Annotated in this window: 15 protein-coding genes; 6 read left to right on the top strand and 9 right to left on the bottom strand. The window is 72.6% G+C overall.

Annotated features, from left to right (window positions below; all coding sequences use genetic code 11):
* Window positions 1-116: 116 nt before the first annotated feature.
* Window positions 117-2,528 (bottom strand): endopeptidase La, encoded by a 2,412-nt coding sequence (gene lon, locus ACZ7LS_RS08370; RefSeq protein ID WP_382517879.1) that lies wholly within the window; start codon window positions 2,526-2,528, stop codon window positions 117-119.
* A gap of 236 nt (window positions 2,529-2,764) precedes the next feature.
* Here lon and ACZ7LS_RS08365 point away from each other — a divergent pair, with 236 nt between their 5' ends.
* The 6 genes from ACZ7LS_RS08365 (at window position 2,765) to ACZ7LS_RS08340 (ending at window position 11,573) form a co-directional block, all read left to right on the top strand.
* Complete coding sequence (locus ACZ7LS_RS08365; RefSeq protein WP_385137133.1) at window positions 2,765-3,118, top strand: hypothetical protein; 354 nt, start codon at window positions 2,765-2,767, stop codon at window positions 3,116-3,118.
* 152 nt (window positions 3,119-3,270) lie between these two features.
* On the top strand, window positions 3,271-4,023 hold the full coding sequence (locus ACZ7LS_RS08360) for a flavin reductase family protein (protein WP_385137135.1): 753 nt from the start codon (window positions 3,271-3,273) through the stop codon (window positions 4,021-4,023).
* Window positions 4,024-4,364: 341 nt separating this feature from the next.
* Window positions 4,365-5,081, top strand: a complete 717-nt coding sequence (locus tag ACZ7LS_RS08355) for a spermidine synthase family protein (protein WP_385137137.1) — start codon at window positions 4,365-4,367, stop codon at window positions 5,079-5,081.
* Between the two features lie 104 nt (window positions 5,082-5,185).
* A complete protein-coding gene (locus tag ACZ7LS_RS08350; protein ID WP_030355662.1) occupies window positions 5,186-5,923 on the top strand; it encodes a response regulator transcription factor in 738 nt (245 codons plus the stop codon).
* Between the two features lie 437 nt (window positions 5,924-6,360).
* Window positions 6,361-7,416, top strand: a complete 1,056-nt coding sequence (locus ACZ7LS_RS08345) for a HAMP domain-containing sensor histidine kinase (RefSeq protein WP_385137147.1) — start codon at window positions 6,361-6,363, stop codon at window positions 7,414-7,416.
* 269 nt (window positions 7,417-7,685) lie between these two features.
* Complete coding sequence (locus tag ACZ7LS_RS08340) at window positions 7,686-11,573, top strand: multifunctional oxoglutarate decarboxylase/oxoglutarate dehydrogenase thiamine pyrophosphate-binding subunit/dihydrolipoyllysine-residue succinyltransferase subunit (RefSeq protein ID WP_385137139.1); 3,888 nt, start codon at window positions 7,686-7,688, stop codon at window positions 11,571-11,573.
* A 173-nt stretch (window positions 11,574-11,746) separates the two neighbouring features.
* On the opposite strand, the gene fxsT is transcribed toward ACZ7LS_RS08340, so the two are convergent.
* From fxsT to ACZ7LS_RS08300, 8 genes are all read right to left on the bottom strand, one after another.
* Window positions 11,747-14,770, bottom strand: a complete 3,024-nt coding sequence (gene fxsT, locus ACZ7LS_RS08335) for an FxSxx-COOH system tetratricopeptide repeat protein (protein ID WP_382675888.1) — start codon at window positions 14,768-14,770, stop codon at window positions 11,747-11,749.
* Between the two features lie 78 nt (window positions 14,771-14,848).
* A complete protein-coding gene (locus ACZ7LS_RS08330) occupies window positions 14,849-16,255 on the bottom strand; it encodes an aKG-HExxH-type peptide beta-hydroxylase (protein ID WP_385137140.1) in 1,407 nt (468 codons plus the stop codon).
* Complete coding sequence (locus ACZ7LS_RS08325) at window positions 16,252-17,499, bottom strand: FxsB family cyclophane-forming radical SAM/SPASM peptide maturase (RefSeq protein ID WP_385137149.1); 1,248 nt, start codon at window positions 17,497-17,499, stop codon at window positions 16,252-16,254. The genes ACZ7LS_RS08330 and ACZ7LS_RS08325 overlap by 4 nt, the downstream gene beginning before the upstream one ends.
* Window positions 17,500-17,817: 318 nt before the next feature.
* Window positions 17,818-18,111, bottom strand: a complete 294-nt coding sequence (gene fxsA, locus ACZ7LS_RS08320; protein WP_385137142.1) for an FxSxx-COOH cyclophane-containing RiPP peptide — start codon at window positions 18,109-18,111, stop codon at window positions 17,818-17,820.
* Between the two features lie 73 nt (window positions 18,112-18,184).
* Window positions 18,185-21,577 (bottom strand): SAV_2336 N-terminal domain-related protein, encoded by a 3,393-nt coding sequence (locus tag ACZ7LS_RS08315; RefSeq protein ID WP_385137143.1) that lies wholly within the window; start codon window positions 21,575-21,577, stop codon window positions 18,185-18,187.
* Between the two features lie 7 nt (window positions 21,578-21,584).
* Complete coding sequence (locus ACZ7LS_RS08310; protein WP_385137145.1) at window positions 21,585-22,703, bottom strand: AAA family ATPase; 1,119 nt, start codon at window positions 22,701-22,703, stop codon at window positions 21,585-21,587.
* Window positions 22,704-22,809: 106 nt separating this feature from the next.
* On the bottom strand, window positions 22,810-24,894 hold the full coding sequence (locus tag ACZ7LS_RS08305; RefSeq protein WP_382524867.1) for a VMAP-C domain-containing protein: 2,085 nt from the start codon (window positions 24,892-24,894) through the stop codon (window positions 22,810-22,812).
* Window positions 24,891-25,514, bottom strand: coding sequence for a CU044_2847 family protein (locus ACZ7LS_RS08300; RefSeq protein ID WP_385371177.1), 624 nt, complete (start codon window positions 25,512-25,514; stop codon window positions 24,891-24,893). Before ACZ7LS_RS08300 ends, ACZ7LS_RS08305 begins: the two co-directional genes overlap by 4 nt.
* Between the last annotated feature and the right edge of the window lie 92 nt (window positions 25,515-25,606).

Here is a 25,606-nt window from a genome sequence, read left to right as displayed (position 1 = left end):
GGGGTGGGCCAGGGCGGGGTTAGAGGGGGGGGGGGGGGGGGTGGGGGCCGCGGCCGGGACTCTCGTTCCGGGCGCGGCCACTTCCGATACGTCGGGTGCCGGGGCCTGTGCGGGCGTCAGGCCGCGGCCGTGACCAGGACCTCCGCCGGGGCCAGCGCGATGTCCAGGACCTGGCGGACATCCGTCACCGGGTGGACCTCCAGCTTGTCGAGGATCTCGGCCGGGACATCGTCCAGATCCGGTTCGTTGCGCTTCGGGATCACGACCGTCGTGATGCCCGCGCGGTGCGCGGCCAGCAGCTTCTGCTTGAGACCGCCGATGGGCAGGACGCGTCCGGTCAGCGAGACCTCGCCGGTCATGGCGACATCCGTGCGGACCAGCCGGCCGCTGAGCAGCGAGGCCAGCGCGGTCGTCATCGTGATGCCCGCGCTCGGGCCGTCCTTCGGCACCGCACCCGCCGGGAAGTGGATGTGCACGCCCCGGTCCTTCAGATCCGCCACCGGCAGCTCCATTTCGGCGCCGCGCGAGCGGAGGAAGGAGAGCGCGATCTGTGCCGACTCCTTCATCACGTCACCGAGCTGTCCGGTCAGGGTCAGGCCGGAGCCGCCCGTCTCCGGGTCGGCCAGCGACGCCTCGACGTAGAGGACGTCACCGCCCGCGCCCGTGACCGCGAGGCCCGTGGCCACGCCCGGCACCGCCGTGCGGCGCTCGGCCGGGTCCTGGGCGGACTCGGGCACGTGGTGCGGCCGGCCGATCAGCTTGCGCAGATGCTCGGCGCCGAGGGTGAACGGCAGCTCCCGCTCGCCCAGTTCGTGCTCGGCCGCGACCTTGCGGAGCAGCCGTGCGATGGCGCGCTCCAGGTTTCGTACGCCCGCCTCGCGGGTGTACTCACCGGCCAGCTTGCGCAGCGCGTCGTCCTCCAGCGTGACCTCGCCGGACTCCAGGCCCGCGCGCTCCAGCTGCCTGGGCAGCAGGTGGTCCCTGGCGATGACGACCTTCTCGTCCTCCGTGTAGCCGTCGAGCCTGACCAGCTCCATACGGTCGAGCAGCGCCTCCGGAATCGCTTCCAGGACATTCGCCGTGGCGAGGAACACCACGTCGGACAGGTCGAGTTCGACCTCCAGGTAGTGATCACGGAAGGTGTGGTTCTGCGCCGGGTCCAGGACTTCGAGCAGCGCGGCGGCCGGGTCGCCCCGGAAGTCGGAGCCGACCTTGTCGATCTCGTCGAGCAGGACGACCGGGTTCATCGAACCGGCCTCCTTGATGGCCCGGACGATACGGCCGGGCAGCGCGCCGACGTACGTACGCCGGTGGCCGCGGATCTCCGCCTCGTCCCGTACGCCGCCGAGCGCGACCCGGACGAACTTACGGCCCATGGCGTGCGCGACGCTTTCGCCGAGCGAGGTCTTTCCGACGCCGGGAGGGCCCACCAGGGCCAGTACGGCGCCGCCGCGACGGCCGCCGACCACACCGAGACCGCGGTCCGCGCGCCGCTTGCGCACGGCCAGGTACTCGGTGATGCGTTCCTTCACGTCCTCCAGGCCGGAGTGCTCCGCGTCGAGCACGGCCTGGGCGCCTCTGATGTCGTACTCGTCCTCCGTGCGCTCGTTCCAGGGCAGTTCGAGGACGGTGTCCAGCCATGTGCGGATCCAGGAGCCCTCGGGGCTCTGGTCGGACGACCGCTCCAGCTTGTCGACTTCCTTCAGCGCGGCTTCCCGCACCTTCTCGGGGAGGTCGGCGTTCTCGACGCGGGTCCGGTAGTCGGCGGACTCGTCGTCGTCACCCTCGCCGTTGATCTCGCGCAGCTCCTTGCGTACGGCGTCGAGCTGGCGCCGGAGCAGGAACTCGCGCTGCTGCTTGTCGACGCCCTCCTGGACGTCCTTCGCGATGGACTCGGCGACATCCTGTTCCGCGAGGTGTTCGCGCAGCTGCTCGGTGGCGAGCTTGAGCCGGGCCACCGGGTCGGTGGTCTCCAGCAGCGCCACCTTCTGGGCGGTGGTCAGGAACGGTGAGTAACCGGAATTGTCGGCGAGCGTGGACACGTCGTCGATCTGCTGGACGCGGTCCACCACCTGCCAGGCGCCGCGCTTCTTGAGCCAGTCGGTGGCGAGCGCCTTGTATTCCTTGATCAGCTCGGTCACGGAGCCGGGGATCGGGTCGGGTGCCGTCTCGTCGACGGCGATGCCCTCGATCCAGAGGGCCGCGCCGGGCCCGGTCGTACCGGCACCGATGCGCACACGGCCGCGGCCGCGGATCAGCGCGCCCGGATCCCCGTCGGAGAGCCGGCCGACCTGCTCGACGGTCCCCAGCACACCCGTCCCGGCGTACGTCCCGTCGATGCGCGGCACGAGCAGCACCTTGGGCTTTCCGCCACCGTCGCCCCCGTCACGGGCGGCCGCCTGCGCGGCTTCCACCGCGGCGCGGACTTCGGCGTCGGACAGATCCAGAGGCACCACCATGCCGGGCAGGACGACCTCGTCGTCGAGCGGCAGCACGGGAAGCGTGAGCGATGTAGAGGTGTCAGCCATGATCTCCCCTTCGGCAGTCAAGTTGAGCTATACCGACTCAATGCTTGTGAGTCTCCGGATGTTCCCCGGGTCCTGTTCGCTCTGAGCGATCACCGGGCGTTGGGTCCATCGGCGGCGGCGGGGCCTGCGGCCAAGAGCGCGGGACCCGCTACAACGCAGGCCGGAGGTCGTTATTCCGCAACCACGTCGAACCCGACCTCACCCGCACGTGGACCCCGCCCATTAGCCTCGCGGCCATGGATGCGCTCTTACCGTTCCTGATCGCGGCCGGCGTCCTCGCCGTGGTCCTCGGCTTCTTCACATGGCTGGCCGCGCGCATCCGGCGCCGTGGCCTCGCCGGCGGGGCCATGAGTGCGGCCCTGGCCTCCTACGAGGAGGCGTTCCGCATCACGGCCCACGAGTCCTACGTCGAGGTCCGGGCTCAAGCGGAACGCAGGGCGCCGATGCTGTCACCCGACGGTCACTGGGAACGAAGCCCCGGCGAAGCCGGCCGGACGGGCGCGGAGAATCCACGACGCCCTCAGCCGCGCCTTCGCCGCTCGCGACGGAGGCTCGGCCGGTGGGCCGGTCGGCTGAGGCGCGGCCGCTGACCGGTGGCCACCCCGGATACACCGGATACACCGGAGAACGATCACCGGGCGACCGCCGGCCGATGGACCGCCGCGCGGCGCGCGACCAGCGCTGATCCTTCGGGCTGATCCTTCGGCCGGGGCCGAAGCGTCCGCGTCCTAGCGTCGGCCGTATGGACACCTCGACGGACACCCTGACGGATTCCCCGACCGGTTCCGTGACCGAGCGCGTGACCGGCTCCGTGAGGGAGCCATCGACGGCGGCCGAGACCCGCCATCTGGTCATCGAACCGAGCATTCTCTACTTCGGGACCCCCGTCATCCTGCTCACCACCGAGAACGACGACGGCTCGGCCAATCTCGCCCCGATCTCATCGGCCTGGGCGCTCGGGCAGGTGGTGGTGCTGGGGCTCGGTGCCGACGGGCAGACCGCGCACAATCTCGGCGCCGGGCCGGGACCCCGCCGCGAGCTGGTGATCAGCCTGCCCGCTCCGGATCAGTGGCCCGCCGTGGAACGGCTGGCCCCGCTCACCGGACGCGATCCCGTCCCGGCGAGCAAACCCCCCGCGTGCCGCTTCGAACCGGACAAATTCGGCGCGTCCGGCTTCACCCCCACTCCCTCCCACCTGGTCGGGCCGCCACGCGTCGCCGAGTGCCCCCTCCAACTGGAGGCGTACGCCGACCGGGTCCAGCCCGATGTCTCGGGCCGCTTCCTGATCGTCGAGGCGGTGGTACGGAAGGTCCACGCGGCCCCGGACATCGTCGTACCCGGCACCGACCACGTCGATCCCGCCGCGTGGAGTCCGCTCATCTACAACTTCCGCCACTACTTCGGCCTCGGCCCGGAACGCGGCCACACCTACCGGAGCGAAACGGCGGCGATGACGGGAACGACCGCGGGGGTGCCGGAACCGGCGCCCCGATGACCCGGTTGCCGCCACCGCTCCCCACGACCGCTCCCCGCTCGGCTCCAGCCAGGCGCGGGCCGGGCGGTACGTATCTATGGGGACAAGGGGACGCCACGTCTATAAGGACAAGGGGACACCACGCCGCCGGCGCATGGCTCAATCCCGCTACTCGTCCCCCGTACGTCTGGTACCACCCGGGGAGCGGTGATCCCAGCTCCGGGACAGGGCCCCGCCCGGCGCGCCCTGTCCGCGCCCTGGGCCGCGTCCATGGCCGGGGCCGGAGGAAACGGATTGTCCCGCTCCAGCCCCTGCGAGCAGGATGTCAGGCGGTACCAGCCGCCCTGACGAAAAGGTCCAGCATGTCCGTACCCGCACCCGGCGCCGCGCTCGCGCCTCAGCTCGATCCCGTCACCCTCGACCGCCGCGACGGCCCCTACGGCGAGGTCGTGCTGCGCCGGCGTGGTGAACGGCTGGAAATCATCGCCAACGGCTGCTTCCTGATGGACACCTCGGACGGCCGCTCCGAGCGGCTGCTCATCGACGCGGCCCTGGCGGCGCTGCCCGAGGACCGGTCCGGAGAGCGGGGGCGGCCGGCCGTTCTGGTCGGTGGGCTCGGGGTCGGGTTCTCGCTCGCGCACGCCGCCGCCGATCCCCGCTGGGGCCGGATCGTGGTGGTCGAGCGCGAGCGGGCCGTCATCGACTGGCACCGGGACGGGCCGCTCCGGCGGATCTCCGGGGCGGCGCTCGCCGATCCGCGCGTTGTGATCCTGCACACCGAGCTGGTGGCGTATCTGACGACAACCACGGACCGTTACGACGCCCTCTGCCTGGACATCGACAACGGGCCCGAGTGGACCGTCACCGAGGACAACGAGAACCTGTACTCGCCCGACGGACTGGCCGCCTGCCGGGCGCGGCTGAATCCGGGCGGTGTCCTCGCCGTATGGTCGGCGAATCCCTCTCCCGCCTTTGCCGAAGCGTTGGGGAATGCCGGATTCAGCGGGGTACGGGCGGAAGAGATCCAAGTTGCCCGAGGCGTACCCGACGTGGTCCATCTCGCTGTTCGCACTGCGTAGCCGGAAGGCTCCCGCTGCCTCTACGCTGCTCCACACACACGGATCTGCATACTTCATGCAGATCGCGGAACAAGGATCGCGGAACGCGTACCAGGGGCGGGGCGATGGAGCAGACACACACCAGCCACAACGGAGTCGCGGCGACGCCCGGCGCCCAGCGCCGGGTCCTGGTGGTCGAGGACGATGCCACGATCGTCGACGCCATCGCCGCACGGCTGCGTGCCGAGGGTTTTCTGGTGCAGACGGCGCTGGACGGACCCGCGGCCGTGGACGCGGCCGAGGCCTGGCAGCCGGACCTGATGGTCCTCGACGTCATGCTGCCGGGCTTCGACGGGCTGGAGGTCTGCCGCCGTGTCCAGGCGCAGCGCCCGGTGCCGGTGCTGATGCTGACGGCGCGCGACGACGAGACCGACATGCTGGTCGGCCTCGGGGTCGGTGCCGACGACTACATGACCAAGCCGTTCTCGATGCGGGAGCTGGCCGCGCGCGTGCATGTGCTGCTGCGCCGGGTGGAGCGGGCCGCGCTCGCCGCGGTGACCCCGCGCAGCGGCATCCTGCGGCTGGGCGAGCTGGAGATCGACCACGCGCAGCGCCGGGTCCGGGTGCGCGGTGACGACGTCCATCTGACGCCCACCGAGTTCGATCTGCTGGTCTGCCTGGCGAACACCCCGCGCGCGGTGCTCTCCCGGGAGCAGCTGCTCGCCGAGGTGTGGGACTGGGCGGACGCCTCGGGGACCCGTACGGTCGACAGCCACATCAAGGCGCTGCGCCGGAAGATCGGCGCCGAGCGGATCCGTACCGTCCATGGCGTCGGCTACGCGCTGGAGACCCCGGCGCCATGACCGGGCAGGGTGACGGCGGCGGCGCCGACGGCGACAGAACCGGAACCGGGGCCGACGGACGGGGCGCTCCGGCGTCCCCCGCCACCTCCGGCTCCTCCCCGAAGCCCGGCTCTCCGCGTAAGCCCGGCTCCTCCCCGAAGCCCGGCTCTCCGCCTAAGCCCGGCTCCTCCCGGCAGCCCGGCTCTCCGCGTAAGCCCGGTGCTCCCTGGAGGTCCGGCTCGCTCCGGAAGCCCGGCGTGTTCTGGCGACGCGGCTCGCTCCGGGAGCCCGGTTCTCCCCGGAAGCCCGGCTCCGGCGCCACCCGCGCCGCCAGGAACAACGTCGGAAACAGCGGCAGGGGCAACGTCGGGACCGGCGCCCGTGGCGACAGCCGCGGGGGCCGACGCCCCCCGGCCCTGGAATTCCGCCCCGGACCCCGCGGCCTCGACGCCAGCGGCCTGCGGCCCTTCTCCATCAAGGCCAAGCTCGGCGCCCTCGTCGTCATCTCCGTCTTCATCACCACCGGGCTGCTGATGGTGGCCCTGCGCACCGAGACCGAGCTGCGCTTCATCACCGTCTTCTCGATGATCGCCACGCTGCTGATCACCCAGTTCGTGGCGCACGGCCTGACCGCGCCCCTGGACGAGATGAACACGGTCGCGAAGGGCATCTCGCACGGTGACTACACCCGCCGTGTCAGCGGCGCGGACCGCCGCGACGAGCTGGGCGACCTCGCCTCCACGATCAATCGCATGGCCGACGATCTGGAGGCCGAGGACCGGCACCGCAAGGAGCTGATCGCCAATGTCTCGCACGAGCTGCGCACGCCCATCGCGGCCCTCCGCGCCGTGCTGGAGAACGTCGTGGACGGGGTCTCGCCCGCCGATCCCGAGACGATGCTCACGGCCCTGCGGCAGACCGAGCGGCTGGGCCGGCTGACGGAGACGCTGCTCGATCTGTCCCGGTTGGACAACGGGGTCGTACCGCTTCGGTCACAGCGCTTCGAGGTCTGGCCGTACCTCTCCGGGGTGCTGAAGGAGGCCAATCTGGCGTCCTCGCAGCGCGGGCCGATCTCCGGCTCCGGCCATCACACCCGTACGGACGTACATCTCCACCTGGACGTCTCGCCGCCCGAGCTGACCGCGCACGCGGACGCGGAGCGGCTGCACCAGGTCGTCGCCAACCTCATCGACAACGCGGTCAAGCACAGCCCGCCGCACGGCCGGGTCACCGTACGGGCCCGGCGCGGCACCGGCCCCGAGTCGCTGGACCTGGAGGTGCAGGACGAGGGGCCCGGGATCCCGGAGCAGGAGCGGCACCGCGTCTTCGAGCGGTTCAACCGGGGCACCGCGCAGTACCCGCACGGGCCGGGCAGCGACGGCGGTACGGGCCTGGGCCTGGCGATCGCCCGCTGGGCCGTGGATCTGCACGGCGGGCGGATAGGAGTGGCCGAATCGGCCCGCGGCTGCCTGATACGGGTCACTCTGCCGGGAGCACCGGGACCCCGCCGTTGACGTAGAGTTCGAAGCGAAAGCGCACGATCTCCGGGCACGGAGTCGGGGACGGGCGAGCAACAGGCCGTGAACCGGCCGTTCCCGGAGCGTCGCGCGTTCCTGGCACAACGGAACCTGGCTTGTTTCCCGCCATTTATTACGCTGAAACTCGCCGTCCGATGTGACTTGCACGACGATGGCACGCCCGGCCTGCACCTCCTGGCCTGGTAGGCGTAGCCTTGATTCCCGCTGTCCATCACCTTGTGAAGCGGAAGAGGGCGGTTCACGCCGTGTCGTCTCAGTCCCCCAGTAACGCGAGCATCTCGACCGACGAAGACGGGCAGGGCAAGAACCCTGCCGCGGCCTTCGGTGCCAATGAGTGGCTTGTCGACGAGATCTACCAGCAGTACCTCCAGGATCCGAATTCGGTTGACCGTGCCTGGTGGGACTTCTTCGCCGACTACAAGCCGGGCACTCCCGGTACGGCGGACAGGTCCGATGAGGCCGCGGCGACCGCAGCCGCGGGGGCTGCGGTGCCCACGACCCAGGTGCCCACGACCCAGGCGACCGCCCCAGCGACCCCGGCGCCCGCCGCCCCGGCACAGGCCCAGACGCAGGCTCCGGCACAGGCCCAGACGCAGGCTCCGGCACAGCCGGCCGCCCCGGCGGCGGCCCCCGCCGCGCCGTCGAAGCCCGCTGCCGCCGCCCCGGCGCCCGCACGGCCCGCCGCCCCCGCGCAGCCCCCGGCGGCTCCCGCCCCGGCGAAGGCCAAGCCCGCCGCGACCGGTGGCGAGGCCACCGCGGCCGCCGAGGGCCCGGAGTACGTGACGCTGCGTGGCCCGTCCGCCGCCGTCGCGAAGAACATGAACGCCTCGCTGGAGCTGCCCACGGCCACGTCCGTGCGCGCGGTCCCGGTGAAGCTCCTCTTCGACAACCGCATCGTCATCAACAACCACCTGAAGCGCGCGCGTGGCGGCAAGATCTCCTTCACGCACCTCATCGGGTACGCGATGGTGCAGGCCATCAAGGCCATGCCGTCGATGAACCACTCCTTCGCGGAGCGGGACGGCAAGCCGACCCTCGTCAAGCCGGAGCACATCAACTTCGGTCTGGCCATCGACCTGGTGAAGCCGAACGGCGACCGCCAGCTGGTCGTCGCCGGCATCAAGAAGGCCGAGACGCTCAACTTCTTCGAGTTCTGGCAGGCGTACGAGGACATCGTCCGCCGCGCCCGCAACAACAAGCTGACGATGGACGACTTCACGGGCGTCACCGTCTCGCTGACCAACCCCGGCGGCCTCGGCACGGTCCACTCCGTACCGCGGCTGATGCCCGGTCAGTCGGTCATCATGGGCGTCGGATCCATGGACTACCCGGCCGAGTTCCAGGGCACGTCGCAGGACACCCTGAACAAGCTGGGCATCTCCAAGGTCATGACGCTGACCTCGACGTACGACCACCGCGTCATCCAGGGCGCCGCGTCCGGCGAGTTCCTGCGGATCGTCAGCCAGCTGCTGCTCGGCGAGAACGAGTTCTACGACGAGATCTTCCAGGCGCTGCGCATCCCGTACGAGCCGGTGCGCTGGCTCAAGGACATCGACGCCTCGCACGACGAGGACGTCACCAAGCCCGCCCGGGTCTTCGAGCTGATCCACTCCTACCGGGTCCGCGGCCATGTCATGGCCGACACCGACCCGTTGGACTACCTCCAGCGCAAGCACCCCGACCTGGACATCACCGAGCACGGGCTCACGCTGTGGGACCTGGAGCGGGAGTTCGCGGTCGGCGGCTTCGCCGGCAAGTCCATGATGAAGCTGCGCGACATCCTGGGCGTGCTGCGCGAGTCGTACTGCCGCACCACCGGCATCGAGTTCATGCACATCCAGGACCCGAAGCAGCGCAAGTGGCTCCAGGACCGGGTGGAGCGTCCCCGCGCCAAGCCCGAGCGCGAGGAGCAGCTGCGGATCCTGCGCAGGCTCAACGCGGCCGAGGCGTTCGAGACCTTCCTGCAGACGAAGTACGTCGGCCAGAAGCGCTTCTCGCTGGAGGGCGGCGAGTCCGTCATCCCGCTGCTCGACGCGGTCATCGACTCCGCCGCCGAGTCGCGGCTCGACGAGGTCGTCATCGGCATGGCCCACCGCGGCCGGCTGAACGTCCTCGCCAACATCGTGGGCAAGTCGTACGCGCAGATCTTCCGGGAGTTCGAGGGCAACCTCGACCCGAAGTCGATGCATGGCTCCGGCGACGTGAAGTACCACCTGGGCGCCGAGGGCACCTTCACCGGTCTGGACGGCGAGCAGATCAAGGTCTCGCTGACCGCCAACCCCTCGCACCTGGAGGCGGTGGACCCGGTCCTGGAGGGCGTCGTCCGCGCCAAGCAGGACATCATCAACAAGGGCGGTACGGACTTCACGGTCCTGCCGCTCGCGCTGCACGGCGACGCGGCCTTCGCGGGCCAGGGTGTGGTCGCCGAGACGCTCAACATGTCGCAGCTGCGCGGCTACCGCACCGGCGGCACGGTCCACATCGTGATCAACAACCAGGTCGGCTTCACCGCCGCGCCCGAGGCGTCGCGCTCCTCCATGTACGCGACCGACGTGGCCCGCATGATCGAGGCGCCGATCATCCATGTGAACGGTGACGACCCGGAGGCCGTGGTCCGCGTCGGACGGCTCGCCTTCGAGTTCCGCCAGACGTTCAACAAGGACGTCGTGATCGACCTCATCTGCTACCGCCGCCGCGGTCACAACGAGGGCGACAACCCGCAGTTCACCAACCCGCAGATGGTCCGTCTGATCGACAAGAAGCGCTCGGTGCGCAAGCTCTACACCGAGTCGCTGATCGGCCGCGGCGACATCACGCTGGAAGAGGCGGAGCAGGCGCTCCAGGACTTCCAGGGCCAGCTGGAGAAGGTCTTCGCCGAGGTCCGCGAGGCCACCTCGCACCCGGGCACGGCCCAGGTGCCGGACGCCCAGGCGGAGTTCCCGGTGGCCGTCACCACCGCGGTCTCCCAGGAGGTCGTCAAGCGGATCGCCGAGTCGCAGGTCAACATCCCGGACACGGTCACCGTCCACCCGCGCCTGATGCCGCAGATGCAGCGCCGGGCGGCCTCGGTGGAGGACGGCACGATCGACTGGGGCATGGGCGAGACCCTCGCCATCGGCTCGCTGCTGATGGAGGGCACGCCGGTGCGGCTCTCCGGTCAGGACACCCGCCGCGGTACGTTCGGCCAGCGCCACGCGGTCCTGGTCGACCAGGGCACGGGCGAGGACTACACCCCGCTCCAGTACCTCACCGACGAGCAGGCCCGCTACAACGTCTACGACTCGCTGCTCAGCGAGTACGCGGCGATGGGCTTCGAGTACGGCTACTCCCTGGCCAGGCCGGACGCGCTGGTCATGTGGGAGGCGCAGTTCGGTGACTTCGTCAACGGCGCGCAGACGGTCGTGGACGAGTTCATCTCGTCGGCCGAGCAGAAGTGGGGCCAGACCTCCGGCGTCACGCTGCTGCTGCCGCACGGCTACGAGGGCCAGGGCCCGGACCACTCGTCCGCCCGCCCGGAGCGCTTCCTCCAGATGTGCGCGCAGAACAACATGACGGTCGCCATGCCGACCCTGCCGTCGAACTACTTCCACCTGCTGCGCTGGCAGGTCCACAACCCGCACCACAAGCCGCTCGTCGTCTTCACCCCGAAGTCGATGCTGCGTCTGAAGGCGGCGGCGTCCAAGGCGGAGGAGTTCACCACCGGCGGCTTCCGCCCGGTGATCGGCGACACGAGCGTGGACCCGAACGCCGTGCGCAAGGTCGTCTTCACCGCGGGCAAGGTCTACTACGACCTCGACGCCGAGCGGCAGAAGCGCGGCGTGACGGACACCGCGATCCTGCGCCTGGAGCGCCTGTACCCGCTGCCGGGTGCGGAACTGCAGGCCGAGATCGCCAAGTTCCCGAACGCCGAGAAGTACCTGTGGGCCCAGGAGGAGCCGGCGAACCAGGGTGCCTGGCCGTTCATCGCGCTCAACCTGATCGACCACCTCGACCTGGCGGTCGGCGCGGATGTGCCGCACGGCGAGCGGCTGCGCCGTATCTCGCGTCCGCACTCCTCGTCCCCGGCGGTCGGCTCGGCCAAGCGCCACCAGGCCGAGCAGCAGCAGCTGGTCAACGAGGTCTTCGACGCCTGACGGACCCGCCGTACGTACCGGAGGGCCCGGCCCCGCGATCTCCGCGGGGCCGGGCCCTCCGGCTTTTCCCGGCCCTTTCCGGCCCGCCGGGCGCCGGGCGCCGGATTCCAGGCGCCGGGCGCCGGGCTCCGGGCTCCGGGCGCCGTGGCTCCGTGGCTCCGTGGCTCCGGGCGTCAGACGATCGGGGGCTCGAAGTCCCAGTAGGGGCGGTTACGGGACCGGGCCGCGACGGTGTGGACATGCTGCGCGCCCAGCGTCGCCGCCAGGTCGTCCAGCGCCTCCCCCTCGACCTTCTCGGCGCGCTGCCCCTCGCGCAGGGCCCGCAGGTCCGCGGCGTGCGCGATCCGGGCCGAGAGCGTCAGCGGATGGGTCCTGCCGAGCGTCTCGGTGGCGCGGGTGATGGTGTCGGCGGTCAGCGCCGCCGCGCCCTCCGGGTCGCCCACCAGATTGCGCAGCGCCGAGGCGTTGATGGCGGACCCCAGCGTCCAGGGATGCCGTTCGCCGACGGCCCGGGTCATGTCGGTGAGGGCGTCCTCGATCAGCGCGTGCGCCTGCTCGCGCTCCCCCACACCGCGCAGGATCAGCGCGTGGTTGGCGCGGGCGCCCGCGACGAACGGATGGCCCTCCCCGAGCATCGCCAGATAGCCGTGGACGACCTTGTCGCTTATGTCCTTGGCCTGGTCGATGTCGCCGTGCTCGCGGGCGAAACAGCTCTGGCCGGCGGCGAACATCATGGTGAGCGGGTCGTGTTCGCCGAGGACGCGCTCGCAGTTCTCCAGGACCTGGGTGAACAGCACCCCCGCCTTGCCGCGTTCGCCCGAGCGGTACAGGCACAGCGCGAGGTTGTGCTCCGCGCGCAGTGTCTGGGGGTTGTCCCGGCCCAGCACCATCCGGTGGACGCGCACGCTCTGCGACTGGAGCGATTCGGCCTCGTTGTACCGGCCGAGCAGCCGCAGGTCGGTGGCGTAGTTGATCTCGGAGAAGAGGGTCCAGTTGTGCCGCAGGCGCAGTGTCTGCCGACGGGCCTCCAGCGTCCGCCGGTTGAGGTCGAGGGACTCCTCGTACCGGCCGAGCAGCCGCAGCGAGACGGCCAGGTTGTTCTGGGCGTTGAGGGTGCGGGAGTCCTGTTCGCCCAGCAGTTCGCGGTAGCAGACCAGGATCCAGGAGGAGACCTCCAGGGCCTCCTCGTACCGGCCGAGGCCGCGCAGATCGGCGGCGAGCCCTCCGGAGGCCCGCAGATGCTCCAGGTCCTTCGGGCCGCGCTCGGCGCGCAGATGGTCGACGGCGGCGCGCTCGATGGCCTCGGTGCCCGCGTAGTCGCCGACGGCGCGCATCAGGTTGGCGTAGTGGTAGCTGACGTCCCAGATCCTCGGGTGCGTCTCGCCGAGGAGCCGCCGCCAGGCCGTCAGCGCGCGCCGGCCGAGGTTGATGCCCGCGCGGTACTCCCCGGAGAGGTACATGTAGCGCAGGCAGTTGAGGATCAGGGTGTGCATCGCCGGGTCGGTGCTCTTCAGGACATCGGCCCACTTGAGGTGCGGGGTGATCTCCGCGTACCGGGGCCACAGCCGGGTGTCGGTCGGTCTGCCGGGGTCGGCGGCCACCAGTGCCCGGCGCACCACCTCGATGAAGTCCTTGTGGTCCTGCTCGGGCATGTCCTGGTGGACGATCTGGTGGACCATACGGTGCATGTAGAGGGTGTCGCCCGCCACGCCGGAGGGACCGGCGTCGTGCACCGAGTCATGGACCTCGCGCTCGCCGACCCCGGCGGCCCGTACGACGGCGTACTGCCGCAGCTTGTTGATCGCCCGCGCCCAGCGCACCGGATCGTCGACCAGCCCGCGCAGCTTCTCCGGGAGCGTGTCCACGGGCAGGTCGCGCACCAGCCGTACGGGGATGGCGCCCGGCGCGAAGAAGGTGCACAGCCGGAGCAGGTCGACGGATTCGGGGACCGTCTCGCGGAGCTTGTTGAGCAGTATCGACCAGCCGGTCTGGAAGGCGAGCGGGAAGTCGGCGGAGACCCGGACGACATCCTGGTCGATGCCGTCCTCCAGCATCGCGATGTACTCGTCGACCGACATGTCCGAGTCGTTGAGCCAGCCCGCGGTCTGGTCGAGCAGCAGCGGCAGGTCTTCGAGGGCCTCCGCGAGCTGCCCGGCCTCCGTGTGGGTGAGGCGCGGGGCGCGGCGTCGGATGAACGCGACCGACTCGTCGCGCTCGTAGACGGGCACCTCCATCAGGGCGCTGTTGTGTTCGTCCCACTCCGGGTTGCGCGCCGTGATCAGCACATGGCCGGGGCCGGTGGGCACCAGGTCCCAGATCTGGTCGGGTTCGTCGGCTCCGTCCAGGACCAGCAGCCAGCGGCGGTACGGATCGCCGCGGCGCAGCGCGTCCCGGGCGGCGCGCAGCCGCTCGCCGTACTCCACACCGGTGGACAGGCCGAGCGCCGGGGCGAGTTCGGCGAGTCTCTGCCGGCAGGTGACCCGCTTGTCCGCGGCGACCCACCACACCACGTCGTACTCGGCGCCGAAGCGGTACACGTACTCGGCGGCCAGCTGGGTCTTGCCGACGCCCGACATGCCGTGCAGGGTCACCACACCGGCGCCTCCGTCGGCCTCCTGGAGCGCCTGGTACGCGTTGTTGAGGAGCGTCTCGCGGCCGGTGAAGCGGGTGTTGCGGCGGGGGACGCCGCCCCACACGTCGGGGGTGTCGGCGGGATAGCGCGGGCCGGACAGCAGCGCCTCGCCGAGATCGGGCAGCGGGTCGGTGGGCAGTCCGAGGCGGGCGAGGACGCGCCGCTCGGCCTCCGAGGCGCCGACGGTCGTCAGATCGGCGGCGGCGAACACGGCGGTGGCGCCGGGCAGCGCCGATGTGGTGACCGTGACGGCGGCGAACCGGTCGGGCTGTGCCGCGACCACTTGGCGCAGGGCGCGGTTCCACTCGTCGTGGCTGCGTGGGCCGAGCTGGAAGTACCAGTCGCTGAGGATCACGAGGACGGGGCCGGGCGCCAGCAGCAGATCCTCCAGCCCCTCCTCCAGGGACAGCTCCACCGGCGGGTCCCACCGCTGGTAGACGACCGGGAGTCCGCGGCGCTGGAGCCGGTCCCCGATCCAGGCCGCCCAGGCCCGGTTGAAACCGGCGAAACTGATGGTGACAGCCTGCGTCCCGGTTGCTCCAACTGGCTTACGCGCTCCGGGCATTCGACCGTCTCCCTGCTTCGTCATACGCCCTTTTAACATACCCCTGGGGCCCTGGAATCCATCCGGGTGCGCGCCGTATTAACTTGCGTTCCTTTGGCGCCAGATCATGCGCGCGGTGCGTACGTACGCCACTGCCCGCGCGAGATGTCCGGGCGGCGGCGGTGTGTCGGCGAGCCGGTGGTACATGGAGATCATCTCGTTGACGACTACGCGGCCTTCCGGGGTCAGCGCGCCGGAGGCCGCCAGCACCGGCAGGACCGCGCCCACCTGTTCCTGGCAGCGGGCGTGTTCGGCCCACGCCGCGTCGCGGGCGGAGCGGCGGTCCGTACCGAGCGCGCGGCGCTGCCAGTAGTCGGCGAGCGCGAGGTGCGAGTACGCGCCCTGGAGGAGGCCGTCGAAGGGCCTGGCGTCGGGGCGCCAGGGCGCGAAGTGCCGTGGTGTCGCGTCCTCGTGGTGCAGCGGGGTGAGGGCCGCGAGCGCGGCGAGCTTGGTGTGCTGGAGTTCGTGGACGAGGGTCGACGCGAAGTGGGCGGCGGTGGCGGGCCTGCTGCTGAGGATCGCGCCGAACGCCTCGCGCCGGGTCCCGCTGCACTGCGCGGCGCCCTCGCGGCTGGACGGCGGGCCGGTGGCGGCGCCCGCGGCCGAGCCGGGCGGCGGGGAGAGCGGGACCAGACAGCGCAGCAGGGCGGCCGTCTCGGCGATGCGGTGGGCGCCGCCGGTCCTGAGCATGGGCGCCACCCCGGCCCACAGCTCCCGCCAGGCCGCGCGTTCGCTCCCGTCGAGGCCCGCGACGGAGGAGAGCCCGAACCGCTGGAGACCGCTGCCCGCGGTGCGGTACGGGTCGAGGTCGTCCAGCGGTACGGGCGCGGTGCCCGGCAGGACGGCGGGGAGTGTGAGGACGGGCAGCCAGCGCGGGTCGCCGGAGGCCGCGCCGCTCTCCTCCAGCCGTATGGTGACGACTCCGGCGTTTCCCTGACGCAACGTCACCTCGCGTTCGTTCTGGGCGACATGGACCACGGGCGTTCCCGGGCCGGTGCGCAGCGCGCCGAGCGTGGGCAGGACGAGCAGTCCGTCGGGGGCGGTGAGCCGCGCCTCGAAGGGCAGCCCCGCGCGGATCGCCGCCGCCGCGGCGAGGGCGCTGAAGTGGGCCAGATCGGCGGTGAGTTCGGGGGTCGGCGCGGCGGCGGTGAGGCCGCGCAGACAGCGCTGCGCCCAGGGTCCAGCGAGCGGATGGAGGAGGACGGAGCGCGTGGCGGCCCTGTCCGCGCGCTCGGCGGCCTCCAGCAGCGCCCAGTCCTGGCGCAGCCGGTCGAGCCGGCCGGGCGCGCAGACGGCGGCGGGGGCGGCGGACGCCGCGTCGAGCAGGGCCCGCAGCAGCACGAGCCGGCGCGTGTGCTGGTCGCGCACGAGCAGCCCGAGGGCTTCCGATCCGCCTTCGGTACGGCCGAGTTCACGCAGCAGCGGCTCCGGTACGGCGCCGCTCACCCGGGGCCTCCGCGCCGGCCCGCCGGCCGGGGTGCCGTCGCTTCGGTGAGCCTGGCCGCCACATGGCGGATCAGCCGCTGGAGGTCCGCGCAGTAGACGGAGGGGTTGGTGAAGCCGTGCCCCGCGCGGTAGCGGTGCGCGTAGTGGCCGCCGCCGCAGACCGTGAGCAGCGGACAGGCGCGGCAGCCGGCGGCGAGCGACGCGGCGCCCGACTGGCGGGCGGCGACGGCGGGATGGCGGGTGGCGTCGTCGAGGGTGTGCCGGAAGATGTCGAGGCCGGTGGCGGCGGCCGTGTCGTAGGCGGACTTCAGGGAGTCGACCTGTTCGATGGCGCCGTCCGTCTCGATCACGATGGCGTTCACGGGATCGAGCCCCAGGGACTCGGTGGCGCCGGGCAGGCCGAGCAGCAGGGCGAGACACTCCTCGAAGAGCCGGATCCGGGTCTCCCTGCGCCCGGCCGACCACCAGCGGTCGAAGACCGCGCTCAGCCAGTCGCCGTACGGGGTGGGGCGGTCGGGGAGGTCGCGGTCGGGGCGGTCGCGGTCGGGGCGGTCGCGGTCGCCGGGACCGGCGGCGGGCAGACCGGGCGGCGGGGCGGACCAGTTGCCGTGCGGGAGCAGCAGATCGAGGGCGGGCGGGCGCAGCGCGAGCAGCGACGCGTACACCTCGGCGGGGTCGGTGCGCGGGTCGACGACGGTGAGGATGCCCGCGTACGCCTCGGGGTGGTGCTCGGCGAGCAGCCGGGCGCCGCGCGAGGCCGCGGGCCAGGAGGGGCGGCCCGCGTGGTCGACGCGGGGGGTGTTGTGGGCGGCCAGCCCCCCGTCGAGGCTGATGCCGACGCGTATCCCGTGCCGGGCGAGGGTGGCGATCCGGCCCTCGGTGAGCAGGGTGGCGTTGGTCTGCACGGTGGTGTGGACGGTGCTGCCGTGCGGTACCCGTTCGCGTACGAGTGCGGCGAAGGCGCCCAGCCGGCCCGCGCCCGCGAGCAGCGGCTCACCGCCGTGCAGGACGAGCGAGAGGTCCCGGAGCGCGTGCGTGGCGGCGTGCTCGGCGATCCGGGACGCCGCGCGGTCCAGGACGGCGGGCGGGGCGGCGGCGGGGCGCTCGCGCCAGGTGCGGTCGGGGCCCTCGTACAGATAGCAGTAGCGGCAGGCGAGGTTGCAGCGGCCGTGCACCTTGACGATGAACTGCCCGAAGGGCACGGGCGGTTGCGAGGGAGCGGGGACGGGGGCCGGTACGGGCACGGGGTCGGCGGCGCGTACGGGAGCGGCGGCGGACGCTCCTCGGACCACCGGTGCCGCCACGGGCGTCGTCCCGCGCGGCAGCGCCTGTCGAGACACTCCACACCCCCGATGCTGAACGGCGTCCGGGACGCCCGGGGATCGCCCGGACAGGTCCCAGGGACACCGGGCCTGGTTCCCTGGGCGACCGGGCGGGCAAACGCGGGGCGCGACAGGTTGTCCTGTTCAACGCGACAGGTTGTCCTGTTCAAAAAGGGCCCCGGGCCGAAAACAACCGCGGGCCCAGGGCGGGGACCGGGGGCGGTGCCGGGATCCGTCCGGTCAGAACGCGTTGGTGAAGCCCCACAGCATCTCGCGGGGCTGTTCGGCCCGGCCGCGCAGATCCGCCACCACCTCGGCGAGGACCGGGTGGTCGAGGGTACGCAGCGCTTCCAGGTCCAGCGCCAGCAGATCCGGCAGCCCGCCGGGGCCGTCCTGTGCGCCCGCGCCCGTCGCGTCCGTCCCGCCCGCCCGGTGCGCCGTACCCGTCGTGTCCGTCCCGTGCGCGGCGCCCGTCGCGTCCGTCCCGTGCGCGGCGCCCGTCGTGTGCGCCGTCCGCCGTGCCAACTCGTCCATCACGCCTCCCCGTTGCGGTGCCCGTGCCGTCGTACCGGTCGTACCCCTTCCGTACCCCGTACGCGCCCGGTCCTCACCGCTCCAGCTCGGCCAGCCGTTCCATCGTCGAGCGCGCCCGGTCGCCGCCGCCGTCCGGCAGCTTGCCCCACTCCGTACGCGCCGCGCGGTACGCCTCGCGCGCGGCCCGGGGCCTGCCGGCCTCCTCGTAGGTCATGCCCCGCCAGTGGTTGGCCTCGGCGCGCAGTGCCACGGCTTCCAGCCGCTGCCCCGGATTGTCCAGCTCCGTTTCCGCGGTCCTGGCCGAGTCCGCCGCGGCCCTGAACGCCTCGGCCGCCTCGTCGAGCCGGGCCGGCCGGTGCAGGATCCGGTGCGCGTCGAAGTGGGAGCGGCCCAGTTCCAGCCAGCAGCGGGCGGCGGTCAGCGGATCGCGCGCCTCCTGGGCCGCGAGTCCGAAGAGATGCTCGGCCTCCCGCAGATCCACCCGGTCGCCGCCCAGCCGGTGGCGCAGCATCAGGGCCTTCCCCAGCATCAGCAGCCGGTCGGCCTGCCGGATGCCGGGCACCGTTTCCGTACGGCAGTCGCGCAGCACCCGTACGGCCGCGCCGATGTACCGGCTGCCGTCCGGCCGTTCCGCGCGCCTCAGCAGGGCGCTGCCCCACTCGGCGAGCAGATCCGCGTGGGCCCGGGAGTCGCGGGGCACTCCGCGCGAGGCACGGGCGAAGTACTCGGCGGCCTCCTCCAGATCGCCCGGGTCGCCGGAGCGTTCGTACCGGGCGACCCGCACCCGGCCCGCCCTCGTCCTGAGCGAGGCGAGCAGCCGTTCGTCCCGTACGGTCACCAGCGACTGCTCGACGAGCGTCCCCGCCTCGTCCAGGCCGTCGCCCGACCGCAGCAGCGCGTCCACCAGATCGAGCAGGATCCGGGCCTGTGTGCCGACGGTGTGGCCGCCGGGGGCGAGCGCCCTGCGCAGCGAGCGCGCCGCCTGGCCCGCGTACACCTGGGACTGTTCGAGGTCGCCGGTCGCGCCGGACAGCCGCAGCAGCGTCCGTCCATGGGCCAGCGGCAGGCCGGGCGGCCGGTTCTCCTGGTCGGGCCAGACGTCGGCGAACGCCTCCAGCATGCCGATCGCGCCGTGCAGCAGCGCGCTGTCGCCGCCCAGCCGCCACTGCTCCTCCAGGGCGCGCACCCGCTCCAGGGTCAGCCGCAGGGCCTCGCCGGGTTCCAGGCCCGGCGCCGCGCAGGCGACGGTGTACTCGCGGTCGGCGCGGCGCAGCAGCTCCAGCGCGCCGCGCCGGTCACCGCGCCGGCGCCGGTCGTCGGCCGAGGCGTGCAACACCTTGGCGAGCACGGCCCGTTCGCGTACGGCGCGGGGGTGCGCGGCGGCCTTCTGGGCGGCGCGTTCGGCCTCGCGCAGCAGTCCGCCGCCGCCCTGGACCTCCCACAGCCGCAGCAGACAGCGGGCGAACTCGGCCCACAGCTCGGGGTCGGAGCCGGACGCCGGTTCCTCGCGCTCGGTGGCGCCGCGCAGCAGTTGTACGGCGTCGATCAGATACTGCACCATGCTGTCCGAGTCGAACTGGCGCAGCAGCCCGCGGGCGCTCTCCACCGCGTCGTTGGTGGGCGGGGCGAGGACCTGGCCGCCGTACGGCGCGAACGGCGGGGGCAGCGGCATGAACCGTTCGAGCACCCGGGCCGCGACCTCGGCGAAGGGGTCGGGGGCGCGCCGCGCGCCGCCCTCGGGCCCGCCGTTCTCCGCGGCGTCGCCGTTCTCGCCGTCGGGCTCGATCTCCGTCTCGCCCTCGCCGCGGAAGGCGTCGTCGTCGAGACCGCCGCGCGGGAGGTACGGGGCGCGACCGCCATGCCCCAGCTGGGCCACGGCCAGGGCCGGGAAGTTGGGGCCGCCCCTGCCGAATCTCTGCTCGATGTACTCCGAGCAGTGCTTGAGCACGAGCAGCGCCTCGTCCCGTCCCAGCGGTCCGAGCAGCGCGTCCTGGACACCGGGCGCGAACTCGTACCACTGCCCGTCGTCCGCGCCGTCGCCCTTGCTGCGCGAGAGCAGCCCGCTGAGCAGCACCTCGGCCAGTTCGGACGGGCCGGAGTCGGGCAGCATCGTGCGCTGCACCAGCTGCATCACCGGCAGGTAGAGCGGGGCCGCGGCGAGATAGACGGCCAGCTGCCCGGCGGCCGGCGAGGCCGCCGAACGGAACCGGCTGACCAGCTGGAGCGAGGACATCCGGTCGCCGTGGCGCGGCACCGGCGCGGCGGGCTGGTCGGCGCGCACCCAGGCGACCGCGCCGGAGATCTGGCCCGCGCCGGTGCCCGACAGCAGTCTCGCCCAGGCGTCGAGCGCGCCGGCGACCGGTGGCAGTACGGGGATCGCGAGTGCTCCCGGCCGTGCGGCGGGCGCCGTGGCGGCGTCGCCGCCGACCTTCAGCACGGCCGCGCCGCCAGGACCCTCGCCCCGGGACAGCACGCCGTAGGAGACGGGCAGCCGGGTGCGGTTCCACATGCGCTGCGGCAGCGGTTGCAGTACGGCGGTGGGCGCCTGGCGGCCGAGCTGGTGCAGCAGCCGCTGGGCGCGTCCGCTGTGCCAGAGCGGGCCCGCGCAGTCGCTGACGACGACGGTGACACGGCGTCCGGTCGGGTCGCTCAGCCGGTCGGCGGAGCTGAGCGGCGCGGCGGCCGGGTCGGGGCTTCTGCTGACGGCGGGCGCGCCGTCGGGCCCTTGGTGCAGATAGCGCACCTGCACATCGCGGAAGGCGCCCAACTGGCCGAATATCTGCTGGAGTTCCGCGAAGAGCCGCTCCCAGACGCGCATCGACGACGAGGCGTCCATGACAAATTGGAGCAGCGCGTCGGCCCGCGACACTCCGCGGAATACCGGGATGATCAGCCCGCCGGCCCGAGCGCTGAGTTCCACTGTCGCCACCTCGTCAAGGGTACGGCGCAACGGCGGCGCGGCGGGCCGGTAGCGCTGAAGTGGCCGTAACGCGCGCTGGAGTTCGAGTGGAGCGGGCAGCGCGGGGGCCGCGGGCACCCCGAGCGTGAGCGTGGTGGCACCGCGCCCGTGGCGCGTGCGCCGTACGCCGTGGCTCGGTACGGGGTAGAGCGAGATCCGGCGGTCGTCCTCCGCGCCTGGATCCGGCAGCGGCGCGGGCTCGTCCTCCGGCTCGGTCTCCTGGGCGGCGTCGCCGGGGATCGCCGGTGCCACGGCCGTCGCGCCGGTCGGGGTCGCCCACTCGGCGCCGGCCGTGCCGTCCGCGCCGTCCTCGCCGGTGCCCTGCCCCGTCCGGCCGCGTCCGGTCTGCTCGGCCAGCCAGAGGGCGTCGCAGATCTGCTCGACGTCGGGGTCGAGACCGGCCTCGCGCAGCCGGGCGACGAGTGCGGTCAGCAGTGCGCCGTCGTACGGCACCCGCCCGTCCGCCGGGCCGCCGTCCGTCGTACGGTCCGCCGTTCCGCCCGCCATCAGCGCATCACCTCGGCCGGTCGAGTCGCTGGATGAGCAGGTCGGCGAGGCGGTCGCGACCCGCCGGGGCGGCGGCGTCGGTGAGATAGATGGCGTTCAGCAGCTGGTCGGTGGAGATCAGTTCGCTGCGCGAGCGCTCCAGGAAGTGGCTGATCAGATCGTCACCTGCGCGCGCGGCCTCGTCGCCGAGGTGTGCCCGTACGAACGTGGCGAGCCGCTGGTGGTCGGGGCGGCCCAGCTCCAGATGGATACAGCGGCGCATCAGGGGCGCCGGGAAGTCGCGTTCGCCGTTGCTGGTGAGGACGACGAACGGGAAGGCACGGCACTGCACCCGGCCGCCCTTGATCCTCACCTTCTTGCCGTCGTCGGTGAGGACCTCGGCCTCGCCGTCGGGCAGCCGGTCGGCGATCCGCTCCAGCTCCGGAATGCCGAACTCCCCTTCTTCCAGGACATTGAGGAGGTCGTTCGGCAGGTCGATGTCGCTCTTGTCCAGCTCGTCGATGAGCAGCACGCGGGGCTGCTCGGAGGGCAGCAGCGCGGTGCCCAGCGGGCCGAGCCGGATATAGCTGCCGATGTCCGCCGACGGGTCATGGCGGTCGGTGCCGCCCGTACCGTCCGCGCCACCCGTTCCGTTCGCGCCATCCGTTCCGTTCGCGCCGTTCGTACCGTTCGGGCCGGCGGCGCTGTGCGCGGCCAGTTGCACGTCCTGGAGCCGCGCGATCGCGTCGTAGTGGTACAGCCCGTCCTGGAGGGCGGACCTGCTGACGATGGGCCAGCGCAGCACCCTGCCGAGCCCCAGTTCATGCGCGACGGAGTGGGCCAGCGTGCTCTTGCCCGCGCCGGGGCTTCCGGTGACCAGCAGCGGGCGCCTCAAGTAGAGGGCCGCGTTGATCATTTCCAGCTCCTCGGCGCCCGGCCGGTGCAGCTCCGCCTCGTGCCGGTAGCCGCCGAGCCGCCGGTCGGCGGAGCCGTCGCCGCCGCTGTCGCCCGTATCGCCCTCGCCGTGCGGGGAGTTGTCGCCGCGGCCCGCGAAGTCCCGCCAGGGAGGCGGCGGCGGCAGTTGTGTGATGCCTCCGTGCGGCTCGCCGGCCCCTCGGTAGATGAGCCACTCGCTGGATTCACTCATTGCGTGTTCCTCGTCATCACTCGTCCGCCAGGGGCAGCAACCGCCGAACGTGCCACACGGTAGCGATCCGCCGCCGACCCCGTAAGAGGCCGATGGCCGGGGCGGTTCACGGCGCTTCCAGCAACTGGCCGGAGCCGGGAAGCGGGTGGTGCGGATCGTCGTAGAAGAGCGCGACCCCGTCCGACCAGAACATCTCCGTACGGCCCGCGCGCACTCCCTGTCTCAGTTCCTGGATCTTCCACGGCAGCTGATCGGCGGTGCCCGCCTCCGCGACGGTGGCCACCGCGCCCCGGTGGAAGTCCGCGCAGACCACGTCGGGACGGTCCATGCCGCGGCGCAGGAGGGCCACATGGAAGCCGCCGCGCACCACCCGCGCCAGACCGGCGGAGGTCTCCCCGTCGGGCCGGTCGCCGTAGCGGCAGAGCACGGGCACGGTCTCGTACGCCAGAGAGCGCAGCCCCTCCTCCGTAGGAACGGGTACCCGCAATCCGTCCTCGCAGTCGATGATCTCGGCCTGCATCGCCGCACTCCACGTACGGCTCCAGCGCGCCCTGCGCTCCCGCGCCTCGTCCTCCGAGAGCGGTGACTCCTGGTCCGAACAGCGCACGACCACCGGACGCGTCACCCCGAGCGGTGGCTCGTCGGGCGACAACTGCCAGCAGTCGACCTCAAGACCGAGCAGCGCCTGTACGACGGCGACCTGGAGCATGGCGGGGCTGTCCGGCTCGTCGCAGCGGCGGAACGCCTCGGTCAGCGCGGCGGTGAGGCGCGTGCGCAGCGAGTGGCCGGGGGTGCCGCGGCTGTCCTCGGCGACCGGCACCACCTCGCCGCTGTGCCGGGCGACGCCCACCCGCCAGTCGTAGCTGTCCCGCTCCCAGCCGCGCGGCTCCAGCTCCAGCAGGACGAAGGGGCGCTCCCCCTCCCGTGGCCGCTCCCCGTAGGCGGGGGCCGCCCGCCGCTGCTCGCGGTCCGTGCGGTGGCGTCCGGCCGACCAGAGCCGGGTGATCTCGTTGCGGAACTCCCGCGAGAGCCGCTCGTCGGCGATCAGCTTCACCCAGCCCCAGAGCGCTTCCTCGGCCGCCGCGGTGGTGTGGGTGACATAGGGGCGCTCGGCGGAGATGACGCTCATGCAGTAGCGCAGGACGAGTTCGAGCGCGGCCTCCCCGCCACGGGTCTCGTAGAGCGCCCCGAGCCCGTCCCGCCAGCTGCGCGGCGCCGGATAGCGGTCCACGGAGTGCACATTGGGCAGCCGGAAGAGCAGATCGAGCAGGCTGTGGGTGGAGACCGGCGGCGGCAGCTCGGCGAGCCTGCCGAGCAGCATGACCCGCTGCTGCGGGGTCAGCGCGCGGTCGGCGCCGGTGGCGAGGGAGCTCTGTACGTCGGTCCACGTACGGTCGGTGCCCACCCGGCTGATGTGCCGGTCGGCGTGGTAGCGGTCATGGGCGTGGAACACCGCCTGGTAGTCGTCGTCCGACTCCGCCCCGGCCATGGCGGCGGGCACCGGCAGCGAACGCAGCCGGTCGATGGCGATGGAGGTCCCGCCCATGGCGCCGAGGAGCTGCGACTTCAGCACCCCGACCACTTCGCCGCGGTGCAGATCGACGGCGGGCCCGCCGGAGACCCCCGGCGGCAGCACGTCTCCGCCGAGCCGCATCTGCTCGTCGGAGTCGGCCCAGCCGCCGACGGTGCCCTGTACGGCGCACTGCCCGCTGAGCCGCTTCAGCCGGCCGCCCACCTCGGTCCAGCCCGAGTAGAGCACCTGCTCGCCGCCGAAGAACTTCGCGGGGCGCTCGCTCACGTACACACACGCGTGGTCGACGGGCCTGCTGAGCCGGACGAGCGCGAGATCGGGCGCCGGCCAGCCCGCGCCGGGACCGGCACCGCCAGGAGGCGCCTCGGGAAGCGCCGCCACGACGGCCCCCGCGACCGCCGTCTCGCCGCTTCGGGGACCGGTTTCGAAGACCACGGTCACGTCCCGCCCCTCCCCCTGCAACGCCACATGCGCACATGTGAGAACCCAGCTCGGGGCGATGAAGAAGCCGCTCCCCAGGAAGCTTCCGCTTGGCCCATCAGGGTCATACCCGCCCCCCGGGCCATGGATGCGCACGGTGGCGGCCATGACGAGGTCGCGGAGGGCGAGTCCGCCGTCGCCGAAGGCCCCGGGCACCCCCCGGCCGAGCCCGTCGATCATGCTCCGCTCCCGGCCGGGGGCGTGGGCCCGTCGGGATGCGCCGGTGCGCCGGGTTGTGCGCCGGGCGTGCCACCGGCGGTCGGCGCGGCGGGCGGGACGGCCGGCGGACCCGCGGGTGCGACAGCCGGCGGCGCCGGCGGTGGCGCGGCGGGCGGTGACCCGGCGGGCGGTGACCCGGCGGGCGACGGCCCGACCGACGGCGGCGCGGCGGGCGGTGGCGGTGGCGCCGTCTGGGACGGCACCAGCGGCCGCGGCCCGGCGAGATCGGCGGGCGGACCGCCGTCGTTCCAGGTCAGGGTGACCTTGATGCCCCCCTTGGCCTCACCGTCCGCGAGCAGTCCGACGATCTTCCCGGACTTGGCGGTGAGTTCGATGCCGAACTCGACACTCACCTCGTCGGGACGCACCGCGCGTAGAGGCCCGGCGAGAGACCGCGCGACGCTGGTCACGACGGATTGCAGACTCTCGACCCGGGCCTGCACCTGGTCGGCGAACCCGGTGTCCGCGTATGTCAGGCCCCCGGAAGGACGGCGCAGTTCCGCGGCCCCCGAGATCCGGGCCCATACGGGCGTGCCGTCCGGCATTTCGATGCGCGTGACATTGGCCTCGTCATCACCCATGACTTCCCCCGTTTTCCCCAATTCCCCGCAGATTAACGGCAGTAGAGGGCCGGCGCGAGGGTCGGGGGAAAGGACGGCGGCGGGCACCCGAA

Source organism: Streptomyces sp. NPDC039430 (assembly GCF_055639435.1).
This window is presented reverse-complemented; position numbering and strand designations above follow the sequence as displayed.